This is a genomic window from Ruegeria sp. HKCCSA071 (genome assembly GCF_017872555.1).
Lineage (GTDB): Bacteria > Pseudomonadota > Alphaproteobacteria > Rhodobacterales > Rhodobacteraceae > Ruegeria.
This window is the reverse complement of sequence record NZ_JAEDOX010000001.1, coordinates 774,120-796,599: the sequence shown is the minus strand read 5'-3', so window position 1 is coordinate 796,599 and position 22,480 is coordinate 774,120. Positions and strand designations below refer to the sequence as shown.

The 22,480-nt window shown below is 56.4% G+C and carries 18 protein-coding genes; 5 read left to right on the top strand and 13 right to left on the bottom strand.

Going from position 1 to position 22,480, the window contains the following annotated elements:
• Nucleotides 1–122: 122 nt before the first annotated feature.
• The 7 genes from I9188_RS03970 to I9188_RS03940 form a co-directional block, all read right to left on the bottom strand.
• On the bottom strand, nucleotides 123–1,559 hold the full coding sequence (locus I9188_RS03970; protein ID WP_209504129.1) for a DegQ family serine endoprotease: 1,437 nt from the start codon (nucleotides 1,557–1,559) through the stop codon (nucleotides 123–125).
• Nucleotides 1,560–2,308: 749 nt separating this feature from the next.
• Nucleotides 2,309–2,908: a nucleotidyltransferase family protein gene (locus tag I9188_RS03965; RefSeq protein ID WP_209504128.1), complete on the bottom strand. Its 600-nt coding sequence runs from the start codon at nucleotides 2,906–2,908 to the stop codon at nucleotides 2,309–2,311.
• A 31-nt stretch (nucleotides 2,909–2,939) separates the two neighbouring features.
• Nucleotides 2,940–5,357: an FAD-dependent oxidoreductase gene (locus tag I9188_RS03960; RefSeq protein WP_209504127.1), complete on the bottom strand. Its 2,418-nt coding sequence runs from the start codon at nucleotides 5,355–5,357 to the stop codon at nucleotides 2,940–2,942.
• A 96-nt stretch (nucleotides 5,358–5,453) separates the two neighbouring features.
• Nucleotides 5,454–6,761, bottom strand: coding sequence for an HlyC/CorC family transporter (locus tag I9188_RS03955; RefSeq protein ID WP_209504126.1), 1,308 nt, complete (start codon nucleotides 6,759–6,761; stop codon nucleotides 5,454–5,456).
• Between the two features lie 63 nt (nucleotides 6,762–6,824).
• Entirely contained in the window at nucleotides 6,825–7,781 is a 957-nt protein-coding gene (locus tag I9188_RS03950; protein ID WP_209504125.1) for a site-specific tyrosine recombinase XerD, read from the bottom strand.
• A 2-nt stretch (nucleotides 7,782–7,783) separates the two neighbouring features.
• Nucleotides 7,784–9,304 (bottom strand): hypothetical protein, encoded by a 1,521-nt coding sequence (locus I9188_RS03945; RefSeq protein ID WP_209504124.1) that lies wholly within the window; start codon nucleotides 9,302–9,304, stop codon nucleotides 7,784–7,786.
• A complete protein-coding gene (locus I9188_RS03940) occupies nucleotides 9,294–9,443 on the bottom strand; it encodes a hypothetical protein (protein ID WP_209504123.1) in 150 nt (49 codons plus the stop codon). The genes I9188_RS03945 and I9188_RS03940 overlap by 11 nt, the downstream gene beginning before the upstream one ends.
• A gap of 79 nt (nucleotides 9,444–9,522) precedes the next feature.
• Here I9188_RS03940 and I9188_RS03935 point away from each other — a divergent pair, with 79 nt between their 5' ends.
• Entirely contained in the window at nucleotides 9,523–10,110 is a 588-nt protein-coding gene (locus I9188_RS03935) for a shikimate kinase (RefSeq protein ID WP_209504122.1), read from the top strand.
• Complete coding sequence (aroB, locus tag I9188_RS03930; protein ID WP_209504121.1) at nucleotides 10,110–11,222, top strand: 3-dehydroquinate synthase; 1,113 nt, start codon at nucleotides 10,110–10,112, stop codon at nucleotides 11,220–11,222. Before I9188_RS03935 ends, aroB begins: the two co-directional genes overlap by 1 nt.
• A gap of 8 nt (nucleotides 11,223–11,230) precedes the next feature.
• Here aroB and I9188_RS03925 read toward each other — a convergent pair whose 3' ends face one another.
• Nucleotides 11,231–12,301: a site-2 protease family protein gene (locus I9188_RS03925; protein WP_209504120.1), complete on the bottom strand. Its 1,071-nt coding sequence runs from the start codon at nucleotides 12,299–12,301 to the stop codon at nucleotides 11,231–11,233.
• Between the two features lie 18 nt (nucleotides 12,302–12,319).
• Nucleotides 12,320–12,808, bottom strand: coding sequence for a single-stranded DNA-binding protein (gene ssb / locus I9188_RS03920; RefSeq protein WP_209504119.1), 489 nt, complete (start codon nucleotides 12,806–12,808; stop codon nucleotides 12,320–12,322).
• A 203-nt stretch (nucleotides 12,809–13,011) separates the two neighbouring features.
• Here ssb and I9188_RS03915 point away from each other — a divergent pair, with 203 nt between their 5' ends.
• The 3 genes from I9188_RS03915 to I9188_RS03905 all read left to right on the top strand — a co-directional run bounded on the left by I9188_RS03915 (nucleotide 13,012) and on the right by I9188_RS03905 (nucleotide 15,766).
• Nucleotides 13,012–13,590, top strand: a complete 579-nt coding sequence (locus I9188_RS03915; protein WP_209504118.1) for a lytic transglycosylase domain-containing protein — start codon at nucleotides 13,012–13,014, stop codon at nucleotides 13,588–13,590.
• A gap of 96 nt (nucleotides 13,591–13,686) precedes the next feature.
• Nucleotides 13,687–14,649, top strand: a complete 963-nt coding sequence (locus I9188_RS03910) for a LuxR C-terminal-related transcriptional regulator (protein WP_209504117.1) — start codon at nucleotides 13,687–13,689, stop codon at nucleotides 14,647–14,649.
• A gap of 130 nt (nucleotides 14,650–14,779) precedes the next feature.
• Complete coding sequence (locus I9188_RS03905) at nucleotides 14,780–15,766, top strand: MBL fold metallo-hydrolase (protein WP_209504116.1); 987 nt, start codon at nucleotides 14,780–14,782, stop codon at nucleotides 15,764–15,766.
• Between the two features lie 108 nt (nucleotides 15,767–15,874).
• On the opposite strand, the gene I9188_RS03900 is transcribed toward I9188_RS03905, so the two are convergent.
• The 4 genes from I9188_RS03900 to I9188_RS03885 all read right to left on the bottom strand — a co-directional run bounded on the left by I9188_RS03900 (nucleotide 15,875) and on the right by I9188_RS03885 (nucleotide 22,373).
• Nucleotides 15,875–17,962, bottom strand: a complete 2,088-nt coding sequence (locus tag I9188_RS03900; RefSeq protein ID WP_209504115.1) for an ABC transporter ATP-binding protein — start codon at nucleotides 17,960–17,962, stop codon at nucleotides 15,875–15,877.
• A 93-nt stretch (nucleotides 17,963–18,055) separates the two neighbouring features.
• The gene (locus I9188_RS03895) at nucleotides 18,056–19,519 is read right to left on the bottom strand and encodes an ABC transporter permease (protein ID WP_209504114.1); all 1,464 of its coding nucleotides are present in this window, start codon (nucleotides 19,517–19,519) and stop codon (nucleotides 18,056–18,058) included.
• A 13-nt stretch (nucleotides 19,520–19,532) separates the two neighbouring features.
• Nucleotides 19,533–20,579, bottom strand: a complete 1,047-nt coding sequence (locus I9188_RS03890) for an ABC transporter permease (RefSeq protein WP_209504113.1) — start codon at nucleotides 20,577–20,579, stop codon at nucleotides 19,533–19,535.
• 123 nt (nucleotides 20,580–20,702) lie between these two features.
• Entirely contained in the window at nucleotides 20,703–22,373 is a 1,671-nt protein-coding gene (locus tag I9188_RS03885) for an ABC transporter substrate-binding protein (RefSeq protein ID WP_209504112.1), read from the bottom strand.
• Between the last annotated feature and the right edge of the window lie 107 nt (nucleotides 22,374–22,480).

Below are 22,480 nucleotides of genomic sequence, written 5' to 3'. Positions count from 1 at the left end.
CTGACGATCTTGCCGGGTGCTGGGCACGCACCCGGCAAGCCCGACGGACAGCGGACAACTCAGTTCCGTCGGGTGAGGCGCGCGCCGGTTCTCCCCATCAAGCAGCGCGCGCAAGGTATTGATCAGACCAGTTCGACGGCAACGAAGATCTGGCTGCCAGCCCGGTTGATCAGCACCAGTGCCGGGTCTGTTTTTTCGGTGTCCAGTGCCGCCTTCAGCGCTTCGGGTGTGAACGTGTCCTGATTGCCCAGTTTGACGATCACGTCACCGCGTTGCAGACCCGCCCGAGCCGCAGGGCTGTCCGGTTGCAGGTCTGTGACGACGACACCTTCAACGGCTTTGGCGATACCTGTCTCGGCTCGCACCGTTTCGGTCAGCGGGGCCACGGTGACACCAAGCGACGTGCCTGCCGCTTCGGATTCGACAGGGGTATCGGACTGAGCCGACGCTGCCTGATGCTGGCCAACGGTCAAAGTGACCGTTTCCTGTTTGCCATCGCGAAGAATGGTCAGATTACTTGCGGTGCCGACCTTGGTTGTGCCCACCAGAATGGGCAGGTCACCACTGGAGTCTACGGCTTCGCCGTTGAAGGACAGGATAACATCGCCTTGCTCCAGAACGCCATCTGCAGGGCTGTCGGCGACAACATCTGCCACCAGTGCACCCGAGGAGGCATCAATTCCCAGTGCCGCCGCAAGCTGCGGGCTGATATTCTGGATAGATACACCCAGCCACCCACGGCTGACCTGCCCGTCATCCTGCAGATCGGCCGCAATATGCTCAACGATGTTCGAGGTTACGGCAAATCCCAGTCCGACAGATCCGCCACTAGGGGAATAAATGGCCGAGTTCACGCCAACCACTTCGCCGTCCATGTTGAAAAGCGGGCCACCAGAGTTGCCCTTGTTGATGGCGGCGTCCGTTTGAATGAACTCGGCATAAGGCCCGTCCGAGATATTGCGCCCTTTGGCCGATACAATGCCGGTAGTAACTGTCGAGCTCAAACCAAACGGGTTGCCGATCGCAACGACATCTTCGCCAACGCGGATTGCATCGCTGTCACCCAGTTTGACAGCTTGCAGGCCCTTGCCTGCATCAATCTTCAACACCGCGATGTCGGTCAGCGGGTCGGTGCCAACCACCTCGGCCTCAAATGTTCGGTCATCACTTAAGCGAACGGTTACAGTCTCGGCATTGTCCACCACATGGTGATTGGTGACGACATAACCGGCTTCATCCAGTACAAACCCTGACCCGAGCCCTTGTGCCGGACCGCGTTGAGGCATGTTGAACCCTTCAGGCCCACCAAAACGTTTGAAGAATTCCCCAAACGGATGACCGTCAAAATCAAAACTCTGCCCCTGTGCGGGGCTTGGGGCGGCCTTTTGCTCGGCAATGATGGTCACAACCGACGGGGAAACGGATTCGACAAGATCGGCTAGCGCCTCATCCGCCATCGAAGGTAAAGCGGTTGTGGCCAGCATGGCTGCGCCCAAAGCGCTAACACCCATCCAGTTGGATGTGCGGGGAAGTAAAAGCGAAGATTTTCGGATGCTCATTTCTGTCTCCTGGTTTGATCACGCAATTTCCGTTGCGCGTTGAGACATGAGATGCACTGTCAGGATTGGGGTTTCCTGACTGATCAATTAATAAATCTTAATTTTGCCACAAAGCGGGTGTTTTGTGGCGAAAGACGTTGATCAGGATTCGCTGATTTAACCGAGGAGGTCGAAGGCGAATCGGAGGATTGTTGCCAAAACAGACGTCAAACTTTCAAAAAAGTTGTATTTTCATTGTTTTGTTGACAATGCTTTCACTGAACAGTGGGGAAAAATGCTGCTCTTCCAATGGTTGTGGGCGAGTCCGGGGGTCTTCGGACTTGACGCTATAACTTTGCTGAGAGGCAGCTGAATGGGCGCATAAGTTTGCGCTTAATTCCGAATCGTTGATTTGTGCATCGAATGAGGATCTCCTATAGGTTGAACGAGCCCCAGGGCTATGTTGCCTAAAAGCCAAATCGAGATGCGCTAAATTAACCTATTCATCCAATTTTACGTTGTTTCTAAGGATCGGATAAGTGAGGATGAAATTGCCCAAGTGAGGGGAAGCCAAAAGCGCTAGGGGGCGCTGGCGGCTAACTCAGTTACCGGAAGTTTTAGCGGCGTGTTAACGAGGGGGTCTTGTTTAGGTTTAGCGGCTAGGGAACCAGAGTGTCTTAAAGACCTATTGGTCAAACTTTTGGAATTGTAGAAAGTGGTAGTCCTGTATTGGGCACCGGCCCGGTCGATATCGACCGGGCCGTGTTTATTCAAGAAGTACACTTTTTGCGCCAGGCGTCCCAATCTTCCGGTGTATCCAGATCTAAAACCGCGTTTTGACCGGGCAGGGGTTGCAGGAATACGCCGCGCTGTTGTGAGCGAACCACCGCCTGCGCGCCGTGATCGCCGTGTAATGCCGAAAGCTGAGTGAAAAGCGTCCGATCGAAGATCACCGGGTGCCCGGGCTTTCCATCTGCGGTTGTTCCGCGCCAGATTACATTGTCGGGATGCAATTGGCGTGCTTTCAAGATCGTTCTCAGATCGGTTTGGGTCAGGTCAGGTAAATCAGCGAGCAAAACCATGACTGCGGTTGCATCTGCAGGAAGGTATTCGATGGCGGTGCGCAAACTGGCGTTCATTCCCTCGGCCGCGTCCGGAACCGGAACCGTCTGAACATCCATTCCCGCAAGAGCATCATATCTTGGGTGCGGGCGCGGTGGCAGGGCGACAAGGACAGGCGCCACGCCACGCGCAAGGGTCGCTGTACGGGTCAGCAGTGGAATGCCGTCGATTTGCTGCAGAAGCTTGTCCAACCCGCCCATGCGGCTGGATTGACCGGCGGCAAGCAGGATGATGGGTATTTCAGTCACTGAGCCACACTGCCGTCAGTCATGTGTGCTGTCATCCCCTCATGCGTCTACCATCTGGGTCAAACAAAGGTGTCGAGATAACCTTCGCTTTGCGCATCTGCCCCAGAATCTCGATTTCAACCTCCAGACCATCTTCTATACGCCCGGACGGCAGAAAACCCATGGCGACGGATTTTTGCGCAAAATGAGAGTAGCCGCCCGAGGTACAGAACCCAACAACTGCACCATCCAGCCAGATCGGTTCATAGGCGTTGACGTCTGCATCGTCTGTTTCAACCTCGAAGGCTGCCAGCTGGCGGGTGGTTCCATTGGCCCGTTCTGCTTCCGCTGTATCGCGGCCGATGAATTGGGTGTTTTTGCTGAATGCAATGAAACGATCCAATCCCGTTTCCGCGGCGGTGTAATCTGGCGAATACTCTCGCATCCATGAGCCAAAGAACTTGTCCAGCCGCAGGCTCATCATTGCGCGCATTCCGAACGGAACAATGCCGTGGGGTTGTCCAGCCTCCCACAGCGTCCACCAAAGCTGACGCTGCGCTAAGGGGTCGCAATAGATTTCATAACCAAGATCACCCGTATAGCTGACACGCTGAACGATACAGTCGGTCATGCCGACAGTCATCCGGCGCACGTTCAGGAAGTTGAAATCGGCCAAGTCGTCTCGGGTGCAGGCTGCCAGAACCTGCGTTGCCTTCGGGCCGGCAATCTGGAAGCCGTTCAACCGGTCGCTGACGTTTTCAATCCTCACGCCGTCCTGAGCGTTTTGCTGGAACCACCGCATGTGGAAGGCCTGACTGCCATAAGACGCCGTAAGCTGGAACTCGGTGTCAGTCAGGCAGGAAACGGTGAAATCGCCGATTAATTTGCCCTTGTGCGACAGCATCGGGACCAAAGACAGCCGACCGGGTTTCGGAATGCGGCCAGCCATGATCCGGTCCAGCCAGTTCCGAGCATCGGGTCCGGTGATGCGGTATTTGCCGAAATTGTGGACTTCGTTGATACCCACAGCTTCACGCACCGCCCGCACTTCGCGCCCTGTCGCCGTGAACGCGTTCGAGCGGCGGAAGGATGGCGTTTCAAACCCCGGCTCATCTTCCTGAGCAAAATAGTTTGGGACCTCAAGGCCGTATTGCTGCCCCCAGACCGCGCCCAGCTCGCTGAAGATGTCATACATTGGTGTTGTGCGGTTGGGGCGTGCAGCGGGCAGTTCTTCGTTCGGATAGGCGACGCTGAAGCGTTTCTGATAATTCTCGATGACTTTGGGGCGGGTGTAACCTGGGCTGATCCAGTCTCCGAAGCGGGCAACATCCATGGCAAACACATCGCGCTCGGGCTCGCCTTCGATCATCCACTGCGCCAGCGTCAGGCCAACGCCGCCACCCTGACTGAACCCGGCCATGACACCGCAGGCCGACCAGTAGTTGCGCATTCCGGGTACAGGGCCGACCAGCGGGTTGCCATCAGGGGCAAAGGTAAACGGCCCATGGATCACCGATTTTATCCCAGCCTCAGCCAGCACGGGAAAGCGGCGATATGCGAATTCGATACTGTCGGTGATCTTGTCATAGTCATCGGGCAGCAACTCGTGCCCGAAATCCCACGGGGTGCCGTCTACTGCCCAGGGCTTGCAGGGCTGTTCGTAGAACCCGATGCACAGGCCACGCCCTTCCTGCCTCAAATAGCTTTCACCTGCCGGATCCATGACATGCGGATGCTCGCCACCCGCATCGATAATTGCTTCGACCTGTGGGATCGCGTCGGTGACAAGATATTGATGCTCCATCGGGTGCAGGGGAAAATAGACACCGGCCATGGCGCCAACTTCACGTGCCCAAAGCCCGCCTGCATTAACAATGTGTTCGGCATGGATTGTGCCCTTGTTGGTGACGACATCCCAGCTTCCATCGGGGCGCTGGTTGGTTTCACGCACCATACAATGGGTTTCAATTGTGGCACCGCCCATTCGCGCGGCCTTGGCATAGGCATGGGTGGTGCCTGAGGGGTCCAAATGTCCATCCAACGGATCGTAAAGAGCACCGATAATTCCGTCGATATTTGTAATGGGCGCGATCTTTTTGATTTCTTCCGGGCCGACGATTTCTGTCTCAAGCCCCATGAACCGATGCTTGGCGCGTTCCGCCAACAGCATATCGAACCGGTCCTGATTGTCGGCAAGTGTCACACCGCCCACATGGTGCAGGCCACAGGACATGCCAGTGATCTGTTCCAGTTCTTTATACAGCCTGATCGTGTATCCCTGTAGCGCCGCCATGTTGGTGTCGCCGTTGAGGGTGTGAAACCCGCCTGCCGCATGCCAGGTCGATCCGCTGGTCAGTTCGGACCGTTCCAGCAACATGACGTCCGACCACCCGAGCTTGGTCAGGTGATAAAGAACCGAACATCCGACAACGCCGCCACCGATGACGGCCACCTGGCATGTGTTTTTCATCTGCTCCTCCATCTCTGGTAGGACGGTGCAGATCAACGATAAAGCATTCTGTCATACGAGCGACAGAGCGCGTCGTTTTTGTCTGGCGTCCGAACCCTATAAGGGCCGCACTTTCAGGGCTGTGATACGATTGCCTTCGCGTGCTGTAACCTCGAACCGGAAGCCATGGAACGAAAACACTTGCCCAACAACCGGGATCATCTGGGCTTCGTGGATGACCAGACCAGCAAGAGTGTTGGCTTCTTCATCCGGTAGCGACCAGTCCAGCGCACGATTGGCGTCGCGAATGGTCATAGCACCTTCGACAAGGAATTGGCCATCATCCGTTCGAACGACCGGCACTTCTTCGGCGATATCGAACTCATCGGCGATTTCGCCCACGATTTCTTCCAGAATATCCTCAAGCGTGATCAGTCCTCGCAATGAGCCATATTCGTCCACCACCAGCGCAAAGTGACCGTGCATTCGCAGAAACTCGCGCATCTGGTCATCCAGAGTTGTGGTCTCCGGAACGAAATAGGGGGCATTTGCGACCTTGCCGATGTCGAAGCTGGCCAGCCGGTCGGTGCCGCCGTCGCTGCTGCCAGCCTGTGCATACATCGCGCGGAACAAGTCCTTGGCGTGAACAACGCCAACAATGTTCTCCTGCTCGTCCCTGAAAACAGGCAGACGAGTGTGAGGGCTTTCAAGGCATTGCCTCAGGATAGCTTCGGGTGGGGCGTTCGCATCGATCATCTCGATGTTGGAACGGTGGAGCATGATCTCTTCCACCGTGCGGTCGCCCAGGTCCAGCGCGCCGAGGATGCGGTCGCGATCTTCTTTTTCAACAACCCCTTCGGAATGGCCCAGTTGCAGGGCGCCTGCGATTTCTTCGCGCACGGCCAGAATGTTGCTGTCAGGATCGATCTGAACTCCGAACAGGCGCAATACGCCACGCACCAACAAACGTACGGCCGCGACGACAGGCGAAAACACTGTCACGACCACGCTGATGATCGGCGCAACGGCCGCAGCGGCCTTTTCGGAATTGGTGATGGCGTATGTCTTGGGCAGCACTTCGGCAAAGATCAACACCAGAAAGGTCATGACCAGCGTTGCCAATGCCACGCCGCTTTCGCCAAAAAGACGTGTGAACAACGCCGTCGCCAGTGACGCGGCCAGAATGTTGACGAGGTTGTTGCCCAGCAGAACCGACCCGATCAGACGTTCGTTGTCGTCGGTGATTTCCAGAGCCTTTTTGGCCCCGCGCGATCCCTTGTCGGCCTGAGCGCGCAGTTTTCCCCTAGATGAGGCGGTCAGCGCCGTTTCCGAGCCCGAGAAAAATCCGGACAGGATAAGCAGGAACAGGATAGCGCCGGTCGTAAACCAGAATGCGCCGTCGATCATAGAAGGTAAGGGTTCCATTGGTCCTTGATAGGTTTGTGTACTGCATCCGTTATGGGGACGTCGCCCCGCTGGATCAAGGTCTTAGCCCTTGTCCTCATTGCGGTCTTTGCTCAGCGGGTGATGTTGCAACACCAGTTCCGCCAGACGTTCATCCAGAACATGCGTATAGATTTCGGTCGTCGCCACGTCTGCATGGCCCAATAACGTCTGGATCGATCTTAGATCAGCGCCGTTGGCCAGCAGATGCGTGGCGAATGCATGGCGCAGCGTGTGTGGTGTGACTTTTTCAGAAGAAACACCACCCCGTACAGCCAGTTCTTTCACCAGCAAAAAGAACCTGTGCCGTGTCAGATGACCGGACTTTCCGCGTGATGGGAACAGAAAGCGCGAGCGCTGAGCGCCTTTTTCCGCGGCCAAGTCCTCGGCCTCGTCCCGCGCGGTCAGCCACGCGGCCAAAGCATCCCGGGCCGGGGGCGACAGGGGGACCATTCGCTCTTTACCCCCTTTCCCCAGCACCAGCAGCATCCGGGGATCGCCACGGGCCGAAGAGACGGGCAGGGAGACAAGCTCAGTCACCCGCATTCCTGTGGCGTACAAAACTTCCATCAGACAGGTGTTTCTTAGCCTGTCAGCTTCGGTTCGCCCGGTTTGTCTGGCGGCCTCCAGCAAACGGTCAACTTCGGGCACATCCAGCGTCTTGGGCAGCCGTTTCTGCCGGCCGGGACCTTTGATCTGAATGGCAGGGTTGGTCGCGCGCCAGCCTTCCTCAAAGCCAAACCGGTACAGCTGTTTTATAGCAGACAAACGCCGCGCGCGGGTCGAACGTGACAAGCCCTGTGCATCGCAGTCGATCAGGTAGGCTTCGATCAGGTCGCGATTTGCCTGATCAAATCCGGATTTCTTGCGGTCCAGCCATTCGGCAAAATCTTTCAGGTCGCGCCCATAAGCCAGCAGCGTATTGGTCGCAGCGCCAAGCTCCGCCGCCTGCGCCTGCAAAAACGTTGAAATCCACAGTGCATCTGATACCGGAGAGCCCATGATCAACGCTCTTGCAGGATCAAAAGGGACAGGGCGGCACGTCGCGCGGTGTCCTCCAGCCCAACGCGCCGGAATGTTGCAATTGCCGCTGTCAGATCCACCAGATTGCCCCGCGCGCCATGTGCAAACAGTTGCATGGCTTCAATAATGGCTTCGCCCAATTGACCGTTGGTCAGCAACGCATCAATGTCGCCTGGCACAGGCGCTGCCCATTCAAACCCCTGAGCGACGGCATCAGCCAAAGGGGACGGGGACACCGCGCGCCCGGGGTCGCCTTGTGCCAAAGCGGCAAGAAACTGGGTGTCGTTGGATGTGTCAGGTGTTGACAAGGCGGCCTGTTCGTAAAGCCCGGACAGCATCAGAATACGCCAGCGCAGGCTTTCGGTGGTGGCAACCGGCAATGTGACAGATGACAAGCGCTCGGCGAACAGTTCGGCAAACGGAACCTCAAGCCCGACACCACGCATCTGTTGCCAGACCGGCTGCAAGGTCTTTCCTATCGCTTCCGCGTTCCCGGTGTCCAACGCGTTTTCAAATCGCTGAACGGCAGCCACCCGATCCCAGACAGCACCTGAGGCTGCCGGATCACGCTCGGTATAAAGGCCCAGCAGCTGATTGGGGGTTAATGCGCCAATTCGGGTCAGCCGCTCCGCTGCTTCGATCTGTGCCTTCCAACCTGCGACATCGCGCAGATCCGCATTGGCAAACGCCCGTGGCAGCGGAGCGGAGGGAAGCCGTTCGCCAATTGCCTCAAACAAACGGAACGTCAGGGGATCAGGGTTTTCCGGCTGCGGCAGGTAAGCTGCGCCTTCATACAGTTCCGGGCTGAGGAAACGGTCCAGAACCGCCAGATCCTCGGGTGGAAGGATTTCAAGCGCATGAGCTGCCTCAAGTGTCAGCGCGGCTGAAACCCAATCCCCGCGGCGGGCCTTGCAGAAGATCTGAGCCGCATAGTCCCGCGAAAGATGCGGTTCAGCAATAAGGGCGGTACAGCTACGATCCTCATCCCCGGTCAAGAGCGTCGCATCGAACCAGCGCTTGAAACGGTCCTGCGTGTCAGTGGGCCCGGCCAATTGAACAAGCGACTGCGCCGGATCAGCAGCGCCCAGTTGCATCAATCGGTCCAGCCGTGCCAGCAAAAGGATTTCTTCAGCCAGAGGCCCTGACGGCGCGCGGGTTTCAGACAAGAGCAGCGTGAACAACAATCGCTGCATGGCCGGGTTGTCACGCACGTGGACGCCGGCGATCAGTTCGGCCAAACGATCCGCATCGCTGCCCTGCCAAAGGTCGACGGGCAGACCAGTGACTGAGGATGAAACAAGGCCCAGCGGCTGCGACAGCGCTTCAAGCGAAGTCACCTCAATTTCCGGCAATGCGCCATCTTGCGTGACCGGAGGTTCCAGCAGAACGGTTCCCGGCAGGTTTTCCGGCGGGTCTGTCAGCCATTCGATGGCGGATAAGGGTTCCTGCGCATGTGCCGACCCGGCAAGTGTGATTACCAAAAGCAGTTGCTTAGTTGACATCCAGTGCAACCGGCTCGCGAATTTCACTTTGAGGCGCAGAGAAATCCGCACCAAAGAATGGACCGACATAGGCATAGGCGACCAGCCCGATGAATGCCAGGCACAGAACATATATCAGGAATTTGATCAGACGGCTCATGGCGTCACGCTGCCTCAATTTTTGATTTTGACCAAGTTATAACTGGCATTTTTCCCAAGATCACGTCATTCACGGTGAAATGAGCGAAATTAAGCATAACACGCACTCAGCGGACGCGCAGACCCGGTTTGATCTACACAAAACCGTGGTTCTGGTCGGTATGATGGGGGCCGGAAAGTCAGCCGTGGGTCGCGCTTTGGCCGCTCGATTGGGTGTTCCTTTTCTGGACAGCGATGCCGAAATCGAATCAGCCGCCAACATGACCATCCCCGAAATCTTTGAGCGGGACGGGGAACCTTTTTTTCGCACCAAGGAATCACAGGTTATCAGCCGCCTGCTGGATGACAAAAAAGGCGTACTTTCAACGGGTGGCGGCGCGTTTCTTCAGCCTGACAACCGGCGTATGATCACCATGCGGGGTGCGTCGGTCTGGCTGCGGGCAGACCTGAAAGTTCTGTGGAGCCGTGTCCGCCACAAGGACACGCGCCCGCTGCTTCGTACTGCCGATCCTTATGCGACATTGAAAGCCCTCTACGAGGCGCGTGTTCCGGTTTACGCCGAGGCGGATCTGATCGTGGATTCGGATGGCGAAACTTCGATCGAGAATATGGTGGACCGGGTTGTCGACGCCTTGTTGGCGCGCCCTGATGTTTTGGAAATCAGATAATGCATCAAACAGTACAAGTTGAACTTGGGGACCGGTCGTATGACGTTGAGATCGGTCCGGATCTTCTGGCGCGCGCGGGCGATTGGATTGCACCGCTATTGGCGCGTCCTAAGGTGGCCGTCCTGACAGATGAAAGTGTCGCTGATCTGCATCTGGAAACGCTGCGTGCGGGTCTGAAAACCACCGGGATCGAAATGTCCGCGCTGGCCTTACCCGCCGGAGAGGCAACAAAAAGCTGGCCACATTTCGAACGCGCGGTTGAGTGGCTGTTGACTGAAAAGGTTGAACGCAGCGACGTTGTTGTGGCCCTTGGTGGTGGGGTAATTGGTGATCTTGCCGGCTTTGCCGCAGCCGTTCTGCGCCGAGGTGTTCGGTTCGTACAAATCCCCACGTCTTTGCTGGCGCAGGTCGACAGCTCTGTCGGGGGGAAAACAGGGATCAACGCCCCTCAGGGGAAGAACCTGATCGGCGCTTTTCATCAGCCATCGCTGGTTCTGGCCGATACATCTGTGTTGCAGACCATGTCCCAGAGGGACTTTCTTTCAGGGTATGGCGAAGTGGTGAAATACGGCTTGCTTGGGGATGCTGATTTCTTTGAATGGCTTGAGGCGAACGGGCGAAGTGTGTCTTCAGGCGACATGGCCGCACGTGTGCGTGCGGTAACCCGCTCGGTTCAGATGAAAGCCGATATCGTGGCCCGGGATGAAACCGAACAAGGTGACCGCGCCCTGCTGAATCTGGGGCACACCTTCTGCCATGCCTTGGAGGCCGCCACAGGGTATTCCGACCGTCTTTTGCATGGTGAGGGCGTGGCCATTGGTTGTGCACTTGCGTTCGAGCTTTCGTCCCGCCTTGGCCTGTGTTCACAAGAGGACCCAAGCCGGGTACGCGCACATCTGCGTGCGATGGGCATGAAAACGGATCTGGCTGATATTCCGGGCGAATTGCCAAGTGCCGAGGTGCTGGTGGATCTGATGGGGCAGGACAAAAAGGTCGTGGACGGCCAGCTGCGGTTTATCCTGGCCCGCGGAATTGGTCAGGCTTTTGTGACCTCGGATGTGCCGAAGGATGCGGTCTTGTCGGTTCTGTCGGACGCTCTCGCCCCGGTGTGACGCAGGGGTTAACGACCCTGAATGACCATCAGCTCGCCGATGTTTTCGCGGGTTATGTAACCGATCATGCGACCGCCATGGGTCAGAACTGCAATGGCCGGCGCCCCATTGTGCAGGTGTTCCAGCACGTCCTCAAGGCCGGTTGTCAGCAGGACTGTGGGGACGTTTGCATCCATGATCGAGGTCGCGGGCGCGGTTCTGGGTTGGTCGCTTGCAAGGGCGGTGAACAGGCGATCGCGTGTCACAAAGCCCAGCAACGTGTGATTTGGGTCCAGTATCGGAAATTCGTGCTGCGTGGTGTGAATCACGGCTTGTGCCGCTGTGCTCAGCGTATCACTGGGAGAAAGTGCGTGAAACTCGGTGATCATCGCGTCACGGGCCAGAACACGACGAACCGCAGATCGCAAAGCGACTTCCTGGCTTTCTGCATTGGCTGCAAAGAACACAAATACGGCGATCAATACCAGAATTGGATTGCCAGAGCTCAGCCCTAGAAATCCAAACCCGACAGCGACAACCTGGCCACCAACGGCTGCAACTCGGGTGGCTTTGACACGATTCATGCGTAAACACAGAAGGGCGCGAAAGACGCGGCCTCCGTCCATTGGGAAGGCCGGGATCAAGTTGAAGATGGCCAAAAGCAGATTGATATAGGCCAGCTTGTCCACAATCCTCACATTTGGTGACTCCAATTGCGCGAGGGTCTCTAGCGGCATACCTGCGCCAAGCGCGGCAAGGCCAATAAAGATAGCGATATTCACTGCCGGACCCGCAAGCGCCACCAGAACCTCTTGCATCGGTTTTTCCGGCATTCTCTCAAGCCGGGCCAGGCCGCCGATGGGCAGAAGGGTGATGTCGGGGGTTTTGATACCATAACGCCGCGCCATAAGGGCGTGACCGAACTCATGCGCGACAACGCAGGCAAACAGCGCCAGAACAAAGAGAAGGTTTTCTATCGCGGCTGGCACGCCACCGGCTGAGAATGCGGCAAAACCGACCCATGCAAGCAGCAGAAAAAAGGTGACATGGACCCTCAGTTCGGACCCGAGCAATCGGCCGAGAGAGAAGGACCATGTCATATTGTTACTCCGCTTTGGTTAGAACGGAATCTCGTCGTCGTCGATTCCGCCCGAGGCTGGTGCCGGAGAGCTGGATGGGCCGCCGTAGGGGTCACCGTAACCACCACCAGCCTGGCCGCCACCATAACCGCCGCCACTGCCTCCACCGCCTTCACTACGACCGTCCAACAGGGTCAGTTCCCCGCGATAGGGGCGTAAGACAACCTCGGTCGTATATCGATCCTGACCGGATTGATCCTGCCATTTGCGGGTTTCCAGCTGGCCTTCGATATAAACCTTGCTGCCCTTGCGCAGATATTGCTCGGCGATGCGGGCCAGCGGTTCCGAGAAGATGGCAACCGAATGCCACTCTGTCCGTTCGCGCCGCTCGCCCGTGTTGCGGTCTTTCCAGTTCTCCGAGGTGGCAATGCGCAGGTTGCACACTTTGCCGCCGTTCTGGAACGACCGGACCTCGGGGTCGCGGCCAAGATTTCCCACCAGAATGACCTTGTTGACTGAACCCGCCATGTAAATCCTCGTTCTGTTCTGCGTAAATGCGCCGAATCTGGCGCGACTTATTTTGTGAGACCCTATACGGCCTGCATCATGGTTGAAACACAGTTGATACAACACTGTGGAACAAGAGTCTTACTGTACTATTTACCAAGCTTTCATTTTTTGCGGGAATACCTATACTTCCACTGGTTTTTGATCGAGCAGGATAAGCAAAGATGCGTTCTTGGGTTGCTGGGTTTTCTGTTGCCTGCCTAGTATTGGCCGTTGCGCCGGTGCAGGCACAAACTTTGTCCAGCAAAAGCCGCAAGGATATTTTCCTGAAACAGGCGAAGGTTCTGGATTCTCGTGCGGCAACCCAGTATCGCGACTCGGCCCGGCTGAAACCCAAAACAACGCGTGATCAGGTCAGCAAACGGTATTCAGGAAAGTATCGCGGAGAATATCTGGAAATCGCGCGCCGTGTTGCTCGCCTTCACAGCATCCCTGAAGATCTGTTCTTGCGTCTCGTGCAGCAGGAAAGTGGATGGAACCCTCAGGCGAAGTCACATAAAGGTGCGTTGGGATTGGCGCAGCTTATGCCACAGACGGCCGAGCTTTTGGGCGTAAACCCCCATGATCCCAAGCAGAACCTCGAAGGCGGTGCCAGATATCTGTCCTGGCAGTACCGCAAGTTCAAATCGTGGCCTTTGGCGCTGGCGGCCTATAACGCGGGTCCCGATGCGGTTGAAAAGCACGGTGGTATTCCGCCGTACAAGGAAACCCAGAACTACGTGAAGGTTATCTGGGGCGGCTGAAACCGATGCTGCGCCGCAGAACGTCCTATTCTTGATTCAGTGCAAAGCCTCCAACTAACCTGACAGGGTATCGCCCAGAAACTGGTGAGGCCCCTAATGCCTGCTGATCATCCGCAGATTCCCAAAGAAACGCTGGCAAACTGGCAGCAACTTGTTGATCTGGTCGCAGAACTGGCCGACGTGCCCGCAAGCCTGATCATGAAAACCGACGCGCCGGATCATGCGGTTTTGATCACATCCGATCACCCCGAGAACCCGTATCCGGTCGGTCTGAGTTTCCAGTTGAACCCCAAGCTGTACTGTCAGGGTGTTCTGGAGCGTGACGGAGAGTTGGTGGTCCAGGACGCCAAATGTGATCCGGTTTGGGCGGACAACGACGACCTGGAACACGGAATGACCTTTTACATCGGCTTACCGCTGAAATGGCCCGATGGATCGGTGTTCGGCACAATCTGTGTTCTGGACCGTAAACAGAACCGGCGGGCCCTATTGTTCCGAGAGGGGCTGGCGCAGTTCGCGCGCATGGTCGAGTCGGATTTGGCTTTGTTGCAAGAGGTTTATCTGAGACGCGCGTTGGAGGAGAAACTGAACGAAACACTTGCCCAGCTTGAAACGCGTGTTTCGGATCGAACCCGAGAGTTGCAGGAGACGAACACGGCGTTGCGCGTATTGCTCTCAAGTCTCGACGATGACCGCAAAAACCGGGATCACGAAATCATCGAGCAGGTTCGTAGCAGAGTATTACCACATCTTGAAAAGGTTCGGGCGCAGCTTTCAGGGGATGAGGCGCAATTTGTCTATCTTGAGCTGGCCGAGAAGAACCTGAACGAGATCACATCTTCGATGTCTGACAAGTTGACGGATGCCTTCGCGGCAATGACCCCTACCGAAATGGAAATTGCACAGATGGTCATGTTTGGGAAAACCACGAAGGACATTGCCAAGGCCCTGTCCCGAGAGACGTCGACAATCGATTTTCACCGCAACAACATTCGCCGAAAACTTGGACTTGAGGGCCGAGATCAAAACCTGCGCAGTCATTTGCTCTCGATTTCGTGAATGTCGAATATGGGGAATGCCCCCATATTCCACCCCCATTTTTTCGGTCTGAGCTGATACGCCTTGGCTTGTTACCCTCTGGGGTGAGGTGCCGAAAAACGGCGCACGTCCAACAGAGAGGTACATAGATATGGATCGCAAGGATCTGAAACCGACCATCCTGAAAGGGGACAGGGATCATCTGGCACCGGGGTTGTCTCGGCGGTCGTTTTTCATGGCGGCAGGTGCCGCCGGTGTTGGCGCGACAGCTTCAGTGCTGGGCGCGAAACCGGTCGAGGCGCAATCGCAGGCGTGGTTGCAACCAGGGAACAATAACCATGTGATCGACCTGCAGGGATCGACGGGGCAGGCCAGTGCCGGAGTTGTCGGTATCGATTATTATGGCCATTGCGCCATCAAGATCACCTCGCCCAACGGCGCAACGGTCCTGTTCGACCCCTGGCGTGATGACCCGTCGGGCGCGTGGGGGCTTTGGTTCCGCAATGAGTTCCCCCAGATCCCGGTAGACATTACCCTGTCGACCCACGCGCATTTCGATCACGACGCGATCGAACGCCCAAGTTCGACCATGGTGCTGGACAGGATGGTCGGCAATTTCGAGTTCGCCGATATCAAGATCACTGGTTTTGCAGATAAACATGCCTGCGTGGCGCCGGGCTGGTACAACTGGACAAATGCACTGGCCGAATTTGGGGTCGAAGCCTGTCCGCCGAACAATGTGGGTCATATGGATATGGTGGTCTATCTGGTGGAAACAGGTGGCATTCGTACGCTGATCTGGGGTGACAATCGCCATAACCCGCCGCAGGAGTTTTGGGACGCCGTCGGACAGGTCGATGTTCTGACCCTACCGGTAGACGGGTCGCAACATATTCTGAGCTTCGATCAGGGTAATGACATCGTGGCCAAGCTAAAGCCCAAGATCATTATCCCAACTCATTACCTGAACGAAGTCACGTCTTACACGCTGACCACGCTGCAATCAGCAGACGAGTGGGTAAAGGGGCAGCAAAGCTATCAGATGCTTGACAGTGCCAGCCTGAAACTGGAGGCCGGAGAGATTGCTGGTATGAACCAGGAGTTTATGCATTTCGGCAACAATGTCATGACTGGCTGAACTTTTTGGGAACCACCACTCACATGCGTCGCCAGTCTCCTCGTGACACGCGGCGCTCACAGAAAGGGCCGGTCAACGACCGGCCCTTTCCAATGAAGATCCGCAAACCTATTCGGCCGCGACTTTGATTACGGGTTGCATCCGTGCCAGCACCTCTTCGGACAAGTGGCACTTCACCTGATGCCCCTCGGCCAATGTCTGCACAGGCGGCACATGCGACTCACAGCGCCCATCTGGCACTTCGGATTTCCAGCGACACCGTGTCTGGAACGGGCATCCCGGTGGTGGGTTCATGGCCGAAGGAATATCACCCTCCAGAACGATGTGCTGCTTTTCGACCGATGTATCGGCGATGGGAACAGCACTCAGCAGCGCTTCGGTATAAGGGTGGTAGGGGGGTGCAAAAACCTGATCAGTTGTGCCCAGCTCGACCACGTGACCCAAATACATTACCATCACACGGTCGCTGAGGTATCGCACGATGGAAAGGTCATGGCTGATGAACAGCAACGTGGTTTTGTGCTCGCGCTGAATTTCCATCAGCAGGTCGGTCACCGCAGCTTGCACCGAAACGTCCAGCGCCGATACCGGCTCGTCGGCCACCACGATGCGCGCATCGCCAGCAAAGGCGCGCGCGATACCTACGCGCTGCTTCTGGCCACCCGACAGCTGACGCGGCATCCTGTCTGCAAAGGCGCGTGGCAGCTTCACCAGATCCAGCAGTTCCAGCATCCGCTTCTTGCGCTCGGCCTCAGAATTGCCAACACCGAAGATTTCCAATGCCCGGATGATCTGGCGCCCGACGGTCATCGACGGGTTCAGCGTGTCGAACGGGTTCTGAAACACCATCTGAACTTCACCAACGGTCTTTGCGTCACGCTCTTCTATGGGCACCTGTTCGATATTGCGGTTGTCCAGCAGAATCTGCCCGTCCGTGGCCGTCTCAAGACCCATGAGAACTTTGGCAAAGGTGGATTTGCCGCAACCGGATTCACCCACGATGGCCAATGTCTCGGATTCATGCGCCTCGAAACTGAGCGTTTCGTTTGCTTTCACAACCTTCTTTTCGCCACCACCGAACAGGGCATTAGCTGCAACCTCATAGTATTTCTTGAGGTTGTCCATCTTCAGAACGACCCTGCCGATCTCACCTTTCGCTTTCTGATCACCCACCGTGATTGGTGCGTTCCAGTCAATCTCTTTGAATTTCAGGCAACGGGTATGGTGTCGGTCATTTCCGGGCACCGCCTCCATCAGGATGTCCTTGGCGTCACAGCGACCCTCTTCGAAATAGTCACAGCGCGGGCCAAAGTTACAACCTGGGGGCCGCTCATGGGGTAGGGGAAAGTTTCCCGGTATAGCCACCAGTGGGCGCGAGTTCTTGTCGGCCCCCGGCAGTGGGATCGACCGGAACAGGGCCTGCGTGTAAGGATGCTGCATCTCGTCAAACACATCCTTTATCGAGCCGCGCTCGACCGCCTCACCCGAATACATCACGCAAAGCCGGTCGCAGGTTTCCAGAACCAGCCCAAGGTTGTGCGAAATGAACAGCATCGAAGTGCCGTATTTCTTGCCCAGATCCTTCACAAGTTCGACCACTGCAGCCTCAACCGTCACATCAAGTGCCGTCGTTGGTTCATCAAGGATCAGAAGCGCAGGTTTTGACATCAGTGCCATTGCGATCACGATCCGCTGTTGCTGACCGCCTGACAGCTGGTGAGGAAACGAGTTGAGCATTCGCTCGGGGTCCGGCAAGCGCACATCGGTGACAACTTCCAGCGCGCGCGAATACGCCTCTTCCGCGCTGACGCCCTCGTGAATCATGGGCACTTCCATCAGCTGCTTGCCGATCTTCATCGCCGGGTTCAGCGAGGCCATCGGTTCCTGATAGATCATCGCGATCTCATTGCCGCGTATGTCTCGCAATTCATCTGAACTCATTTCCGCCAGATCACGACCCTTGAACTTGATTGTACCGCCAACGATGCGACCGTTTTTGCCAAGGTCCTGCATGACACCCAACGCCACCGTGGACTTACCGCAGCCGGATTCACCGACCAGACCAACAGCTTCACCGGGTTGCACGCTGACAGAGAAATCCATCACGGCCGGAATTTCCCGCAGGCGGGTAAAGAAGGAAATCGACAGCTTGTCGATCTCCAGGATCGGGCCGTCATAATCCGCCATCTTGCTCATCTTGTATCTCCTCACCAGATCGAGGGGATCCTCTTCATCTGGCTAAAAATATCTCGGGGGGTCCGGGGGGCTGGCCCCCCGGTCGCTTTCACATCAGTCTTTCAGACTTTCTTCGCGCAACCCGTCGGCCAGCAGGTTCAGACCCAGAACCAGCGTCAACAAGGCCAGCGCGGGTGGCAGAGCAGGGTGCAGGTAGATCGACAAAAGCTTGCGCCCCTCGTTGATCGTCGACCCCCAGTCAGGGCTTTCAGGTGGCAGGCCCAAACCAAAGAAACCTAAGGTTCCCAGTAGGATGGTGGTATAGCCAATACGCAGACAGAAATCGACGATCAGCGGGCCGCGCGCGTTGGGTAGGATTTCCCACAACATGATGTACCACGGACCTTCGCCACGGGTTTGTGCTGCCGCCACGTAGTCCCGTGTTTTGATGTCCAGCGCCAGTCCGCGCACGATGCGGAAAACGGTGGGCGAGTTCACAAAGACCACCGAGACGAAGACCACCAGAATACCGCCGGGGATATCGAACAGATCCAGATAGGTCGGCAGACCCCAGATACGATAGGCGTCGGTATTAATGATGTAGCCACCGGTCGAAATCAGAGACAAGTAGAACCAACCCGCTACCCCCAAAACTCCGATCAGCAGCGGTGTTCGGAAGTTCGGTCTGGTATAATATCGTGAGTTCAGCAGCACACCGAGGAAGATGATCGGGAATACGAACAAGACGGCCGCCATGTAATTCGGTACCCCGGTCGCAACGATCTCGGGCGTGACCAGCAGATAGAACAGCAAGATCACCGGGAAGGCCAAAATCAGGTTCGCAAGGAACGACAGCAAAGTATCCAGTCGACCACCATAATAGCCTGCCGGAAGACCCAACGTGATGCCAACCATGAAGGCAAACATCGTGGCAAGCGGGGCGATCTGAACAACAATCCATGCCCCTTTGACCATGCGGCTGAACACATCGCGGGCCAGATTGTCGCCACCCAGCAGATACCAGGCGTATTGACCGTCCTCCAGATTGGACAGTGGCGTTCCTGGCACTTTGTTCTTCATGCCCGAAACCTGTGACAGCGGGTCATGCGTGACGATCAAATCCATCGCGCCGAATACCCCAGTGAAAACCCAGAACATCACAAGGCCAAAGCCGATCATGCCGATGGGGCTGTCAAACAGTTTGCCATAGAGGCCAAGCTTGCGTTTGAAGGCGATCGACATGGCATAAAGGATGATCAACGACACCCATACAGGCAAGAACTGCTGGGACATGGCGCCAATAATTCCGGCGCTGGTGCCCATCAAAACGCCCAGCACGATATAGGCGAGTGCGATTCCAACACTGGCCAGAAAGCTGTAGCGCAGTGCCAGTTGTATCAGTGTTCGCAGGCCTGAGCTTGAGCTCAACGTACCGTCCGGGTTCACCGTCATCTGGTCTTCGGGCAGCACGATGCTGGCCAGCATCCAGACGGCAATGGATAAGACCATTAGCGCAAGGCCAAGGGCAAAAAGCGGGTTCAGGAAGGCGATAGAGCCGGTCCAGGTAAGTGGTTCCATGATCTAACCCTCCTTAAGAAATGCGGATGCGCGGGTTGAGGTAGACATAGCCGATATCCGAAATCAGCTGGGTCACCAGCACCACAAAGACCGAAACGACCGAAATCGCCAGCAACAGCTGAATGTCGTTATTGCCCGCGGCCTGAACCAGCGCCCAGCCGAAGCCCTTGTAGTTGAACAGGGTCTCGACGATCACCACGCCATTCAGCAGCCAGGGGAACTGCAGCATGATGACGGTGAAGGGTGCGATCAGCGCGTTACGCAACGCATGTTTCATGACGATATTGGGGAAGGACACACCTTTCAGACGCGCTGTCCGGATATATTGGGCGGTCATCACTTCGGTCATCGAAGCGCGAGTCATTCGGGCAATATAGCCCATCCCATAAAGTGCAATAGTCAGGACCGGCAGGAAGAAGTTCTCAAAGGTCGGGTTCTCCATCGCTTGCGTGGCCGTGCCTTTGAACCACTTCAAACCAACTGCGGATGAGGTGAAGATGGCGATAAAGATCACGCCCGAGACATATTCCGGCGTCGCCGTCGTTGTGATGGCGAAGGTCGATAACGTCCTGTCAGTGGCAGATCCTTCTTTCATTCCTGCCAAAACACCAAGGATCAACGCGGACGGAACCATCAGCAACATGACCCAGAGCATCAGACGACCAGTCAGAGCCAAACGGTTCCCAACAACGGTGGAAACCTCTTCCTTGAAGACAGTCGAATAGCCCCAATACCCTTGCAGGATTCCGCAGAAATTCGGAGATTCTTCGGCGGTTTTGCCCGGCAGAATGCATCTTCCCTGAACGGTTCCGTCTTCATTCGTGTACCGATAAGAGGGCAGGACACCCAGCCATTCGCCGTATTTTATCGGAGTGGATTGGAGGTAACCATTTTTGCTCAGGTAGCTCTCAACCTGTTCATCCGACATCCGAAAGTTGCCCTGCGTTTTCGCCAGTTTCTCGAGGTTCGGATAGAGGTTGGTTAAGAAGAAAACCAGGAAAGTCAGACACAATGCCGTCAACAGCATGATGCCAACGCGCCTTAGAATGAAAAGTCCCATATTTGCCCCTGTGGGTCGGCTAGCGCGGGTTTCAAGGAACGCCACGCTTAGCTGTTATTATTTGTTCGTCGCGTTCAGGACGAAGAGGCCGCGCCAGGGTGGCGCGGCCTTTTGCTTTTTCGCTCAGGACGTAAAGCCGAACTTATAAAGCTGCGGCAGGTCTGCGATATGCTTTTCGACACCCACCAAATTGTCGCGGTGATGGCGCATCGCTGTCCGCCAATAAGGCTGGATCGTGACACCTTCGTCGATCATGATCCCCTGCAGTTTGGCCATCACTTCACGACGTTTGTCGACATCTGCGATCGAGTTCGCCTCGGCCAGCAACGCATCAAACTCTGCATTGGCAAAACCGGATTCGTTCCACGCGACTCCCGATTTATAGGCCAGTGCCAGAACCTGAGTGCCCAATGGGCGGTGGTTCCAGTTCGTCGACGAGAAGGCGTATTTCGTCCAGTCGTTCCAGAAGGTCGACCCCGGCAGAACTGTATGCTTGGCCTTGATTCCCGCGTCGTTCAGCTGCGCTACAACCGCAGCCGTGGTGTTACGGCGCCAGTCATCGTCGATTGATTGCACTTCGTGCTCAAAATCACCCATACCCGCTTCGTCCATCAGGGCTTTCGCCCCGGCAGGATCATACGGGATACGAGTCACGGCCGAGTCATGTTCAGGGTGCATCGGTCCGACGTGGCAGTTGTCAGCCGGAATGCCGTAGCCCGACATGCCCAGCTCCAGGCACACTTCGTTGTCGACCGCCATGGCCAAAGCCTGACGAACGCGCTTGTCGCCGTAGATCTTGTTGCCGTTTTCGTCTTCGGCCAACTGGTTCGGGCGGATAACGATGGTGAAGCCTGACGGGATTTCCGAGCGCACAAGCCCAATGCCGTCAAAGATGTCGACGAATTCGCCAACAGATTCCCAGTTCATGTCGATCTCTTCGGCCTCATAAGCTGCAAGGAATGCAGCCGGGTCAGTGCCGTAGTCGATGAACTCGATGCGGTCGATATAGCCGCCTTTGCCAGCCTCATATCCCCACCAGTCGAAACCTTCGTTGCGCACCAGCACACCTTTGACGCCAACTTCGTGGCTGTCAGGCAGCATGAAGCCCGTGCCGACGGGGTTTGAAAGCATGTCGTTCGCATCGAAGCTGCTATGAACGATTGCGGCGGGATAGTCCGCCATACCCGGGATGATCGTGATGTCAGGCGCGTTGCACTTCAGTTTGACAGTATGGGAGTCAACCACAGTGATTGCACCGTCCGCAGCTTGCTGAGTGCTTTCGTCGATAAGCGACGCCATACGCGATGCCATCGAGTTGCCTTCCAGACCAGCGTCACACCATCCTGCAATGTTGCGGGCCACGTCTTCGGCTGTGAAATCGTCGCCGTTGTTCCACTTTACACCCTTGCGAACGTTCAATGTGTATTCAGTGGCGTCGTCATTGGCTTCCCAGCTTTCCAGCAGCATCGGCTTGAACGAGCCGTCGTTGTTGTATTCGACGAGGTACTCCAGCCAGCCTGCTGTGAAAGTGGCAATTTGCGTCCAGTCATAAGTTCGCGGATCTTTGAGCGCGCGCACTTCCATCTGGTAGCGGATGGTACCACCGCGCTGCGGCTCTTGTGCCGCCGCAGGCGATTGCAGACCGATCAAACCATAGGCCGTCGGTACCGCGACACCCAGCGCCGTCGCACGGACCAGAAATTCCCGGCGGCTAAGCTTGCCGTCACGGTATTCCTGCGCGTGCATCTCGGCCGCCCAGTGCACCTTGTCGTTGGTGATTGCCGTATTGGTCATAAATGTCTCCCTGTGACATTGATTTTGTTGATTTGTTCTTGTTCTAAGCGACGCGGGCTTGTCCGGTCGCAAGAAAGAAGGATTCCGGTTTTTGGACTCTGTGCATC

Bases quoted from the DNA above. Each gene is read 5' to 3' on its own strand.
- I9188_RS03890 (WP_209504113.1), bottom strand. From the start codon at position 20,579: ATGGGACTTTTCATTCTAAGGCGCGTTGGCATCATGCTGTTGACGGCA.
- I9188_RS03940 (WP_209504123.1), bottom strand. From the start codon at position 9,443: ATGAGCCGTCTGATCAAATTCCTGATATATGTTCTGTGCCTGGCATTC.
- aroB (WP_209504121.1), top strand. From the start codon at position 10,110: ATGCATCAAACAGTACAAGTTGAACTTGGGGACCGGTCGTATGACGTT.
- I9188_RS03955 (WP_209504126.1), bottom strand. From the start codon at position 6,761: ATGGAACCCTTACCTTCTATGATCGACGGCGCATTCTGGTTTACGACC.
- I9188_RS03945 (WP_209504124.1), bottom strand. From the start codon at position 9,304: ATGTCAACTAAGCAACTGCTTTTGGTAATCACACTTGCCGGGTCGGCA.
- I9188_RS03905 (WP_209504116.1), top strand. From the start codon at position 14,780: ATGGATCGCAAGGATCTGAAACCGACCATCCTGAAAGGGGACAGGGAT.
- I9188_RS03895 (WP_209504114.1), bottom strand. From the start codon at position 19,519: ATGGAACCACTTACCTGGACCGGCTCTATCGCCTTCCTGAACCCGCTT.
- I9188_RS03950 (WP_209504125.1), bottom strand. From the start codon at position 7,781: ATGGGCTCTCCGGTATCAGATGCACTGTGGATTTCAACGTTTTTGCAG.
- ssb (WP_209504119.1), bottom strand. From the start codon at position 12,808: ATGGCGGGTTCAGTCAACAAGGTCATTCTGGTGGGAAATCTTGGCCGC.
- I9188_RS03910 (WP_209504117.1), top strand. From the start codon at position 13,687: ATGCCTGCTGATCATCCGCAGATTCCCAAAGAAACGCTGGCAAACTGG.
- I9188_RS03885 (WP_209504112.1), bottom strand. From the start codon at position 22,373: ATGACCAATACGGCAATCACCAACGACAAGGTGCACTGGGCGGCCGAG.
- I9188_RS03960 (WP_209504127.1), bottom strand. From the start codon at position 5,357: ATGAAAAACACATGCCAGGTGGCCGTCATCGGTGGCGGCGTTGTCGGA.
- I9188_RS03970 (WP_209504129.1), bottom strand. From the start codon at position 1,559: ATGAGCATCCGAAAATCTTCGCTTTTACTTCCCCGCACATCCAACTGG.
- I9188_RS03935 (WP_209504122.1), top strand. From the start codon at position 9,523: ATGAGCGAAATTAAGCATAACACGCACTCAGCGGACGCGCAGACCCGG.
- I9188_RS03900 (WP_209504115.1), bottom strand. From the start codon at position 17,962: ATGAGCAAGATGGCGGATTATGACGGCCCGATCCTGGAGATCGACAAG.
- I9188_RS03925 (WP_209504120.1), bottom strand. From the start codon at position 12,301: ATGACATGGTCCTTCTCTCTCGGCCGATTGCTCGGGTCCGAACTGAGG.
- I9188_RS03915 (WP_209504118.1), top strand. From the start codon at position 13,012: ATGCGTTCTTGGGTTGCTGGGTTTTCTGTTGCCTGCCTAGTATTGGCC.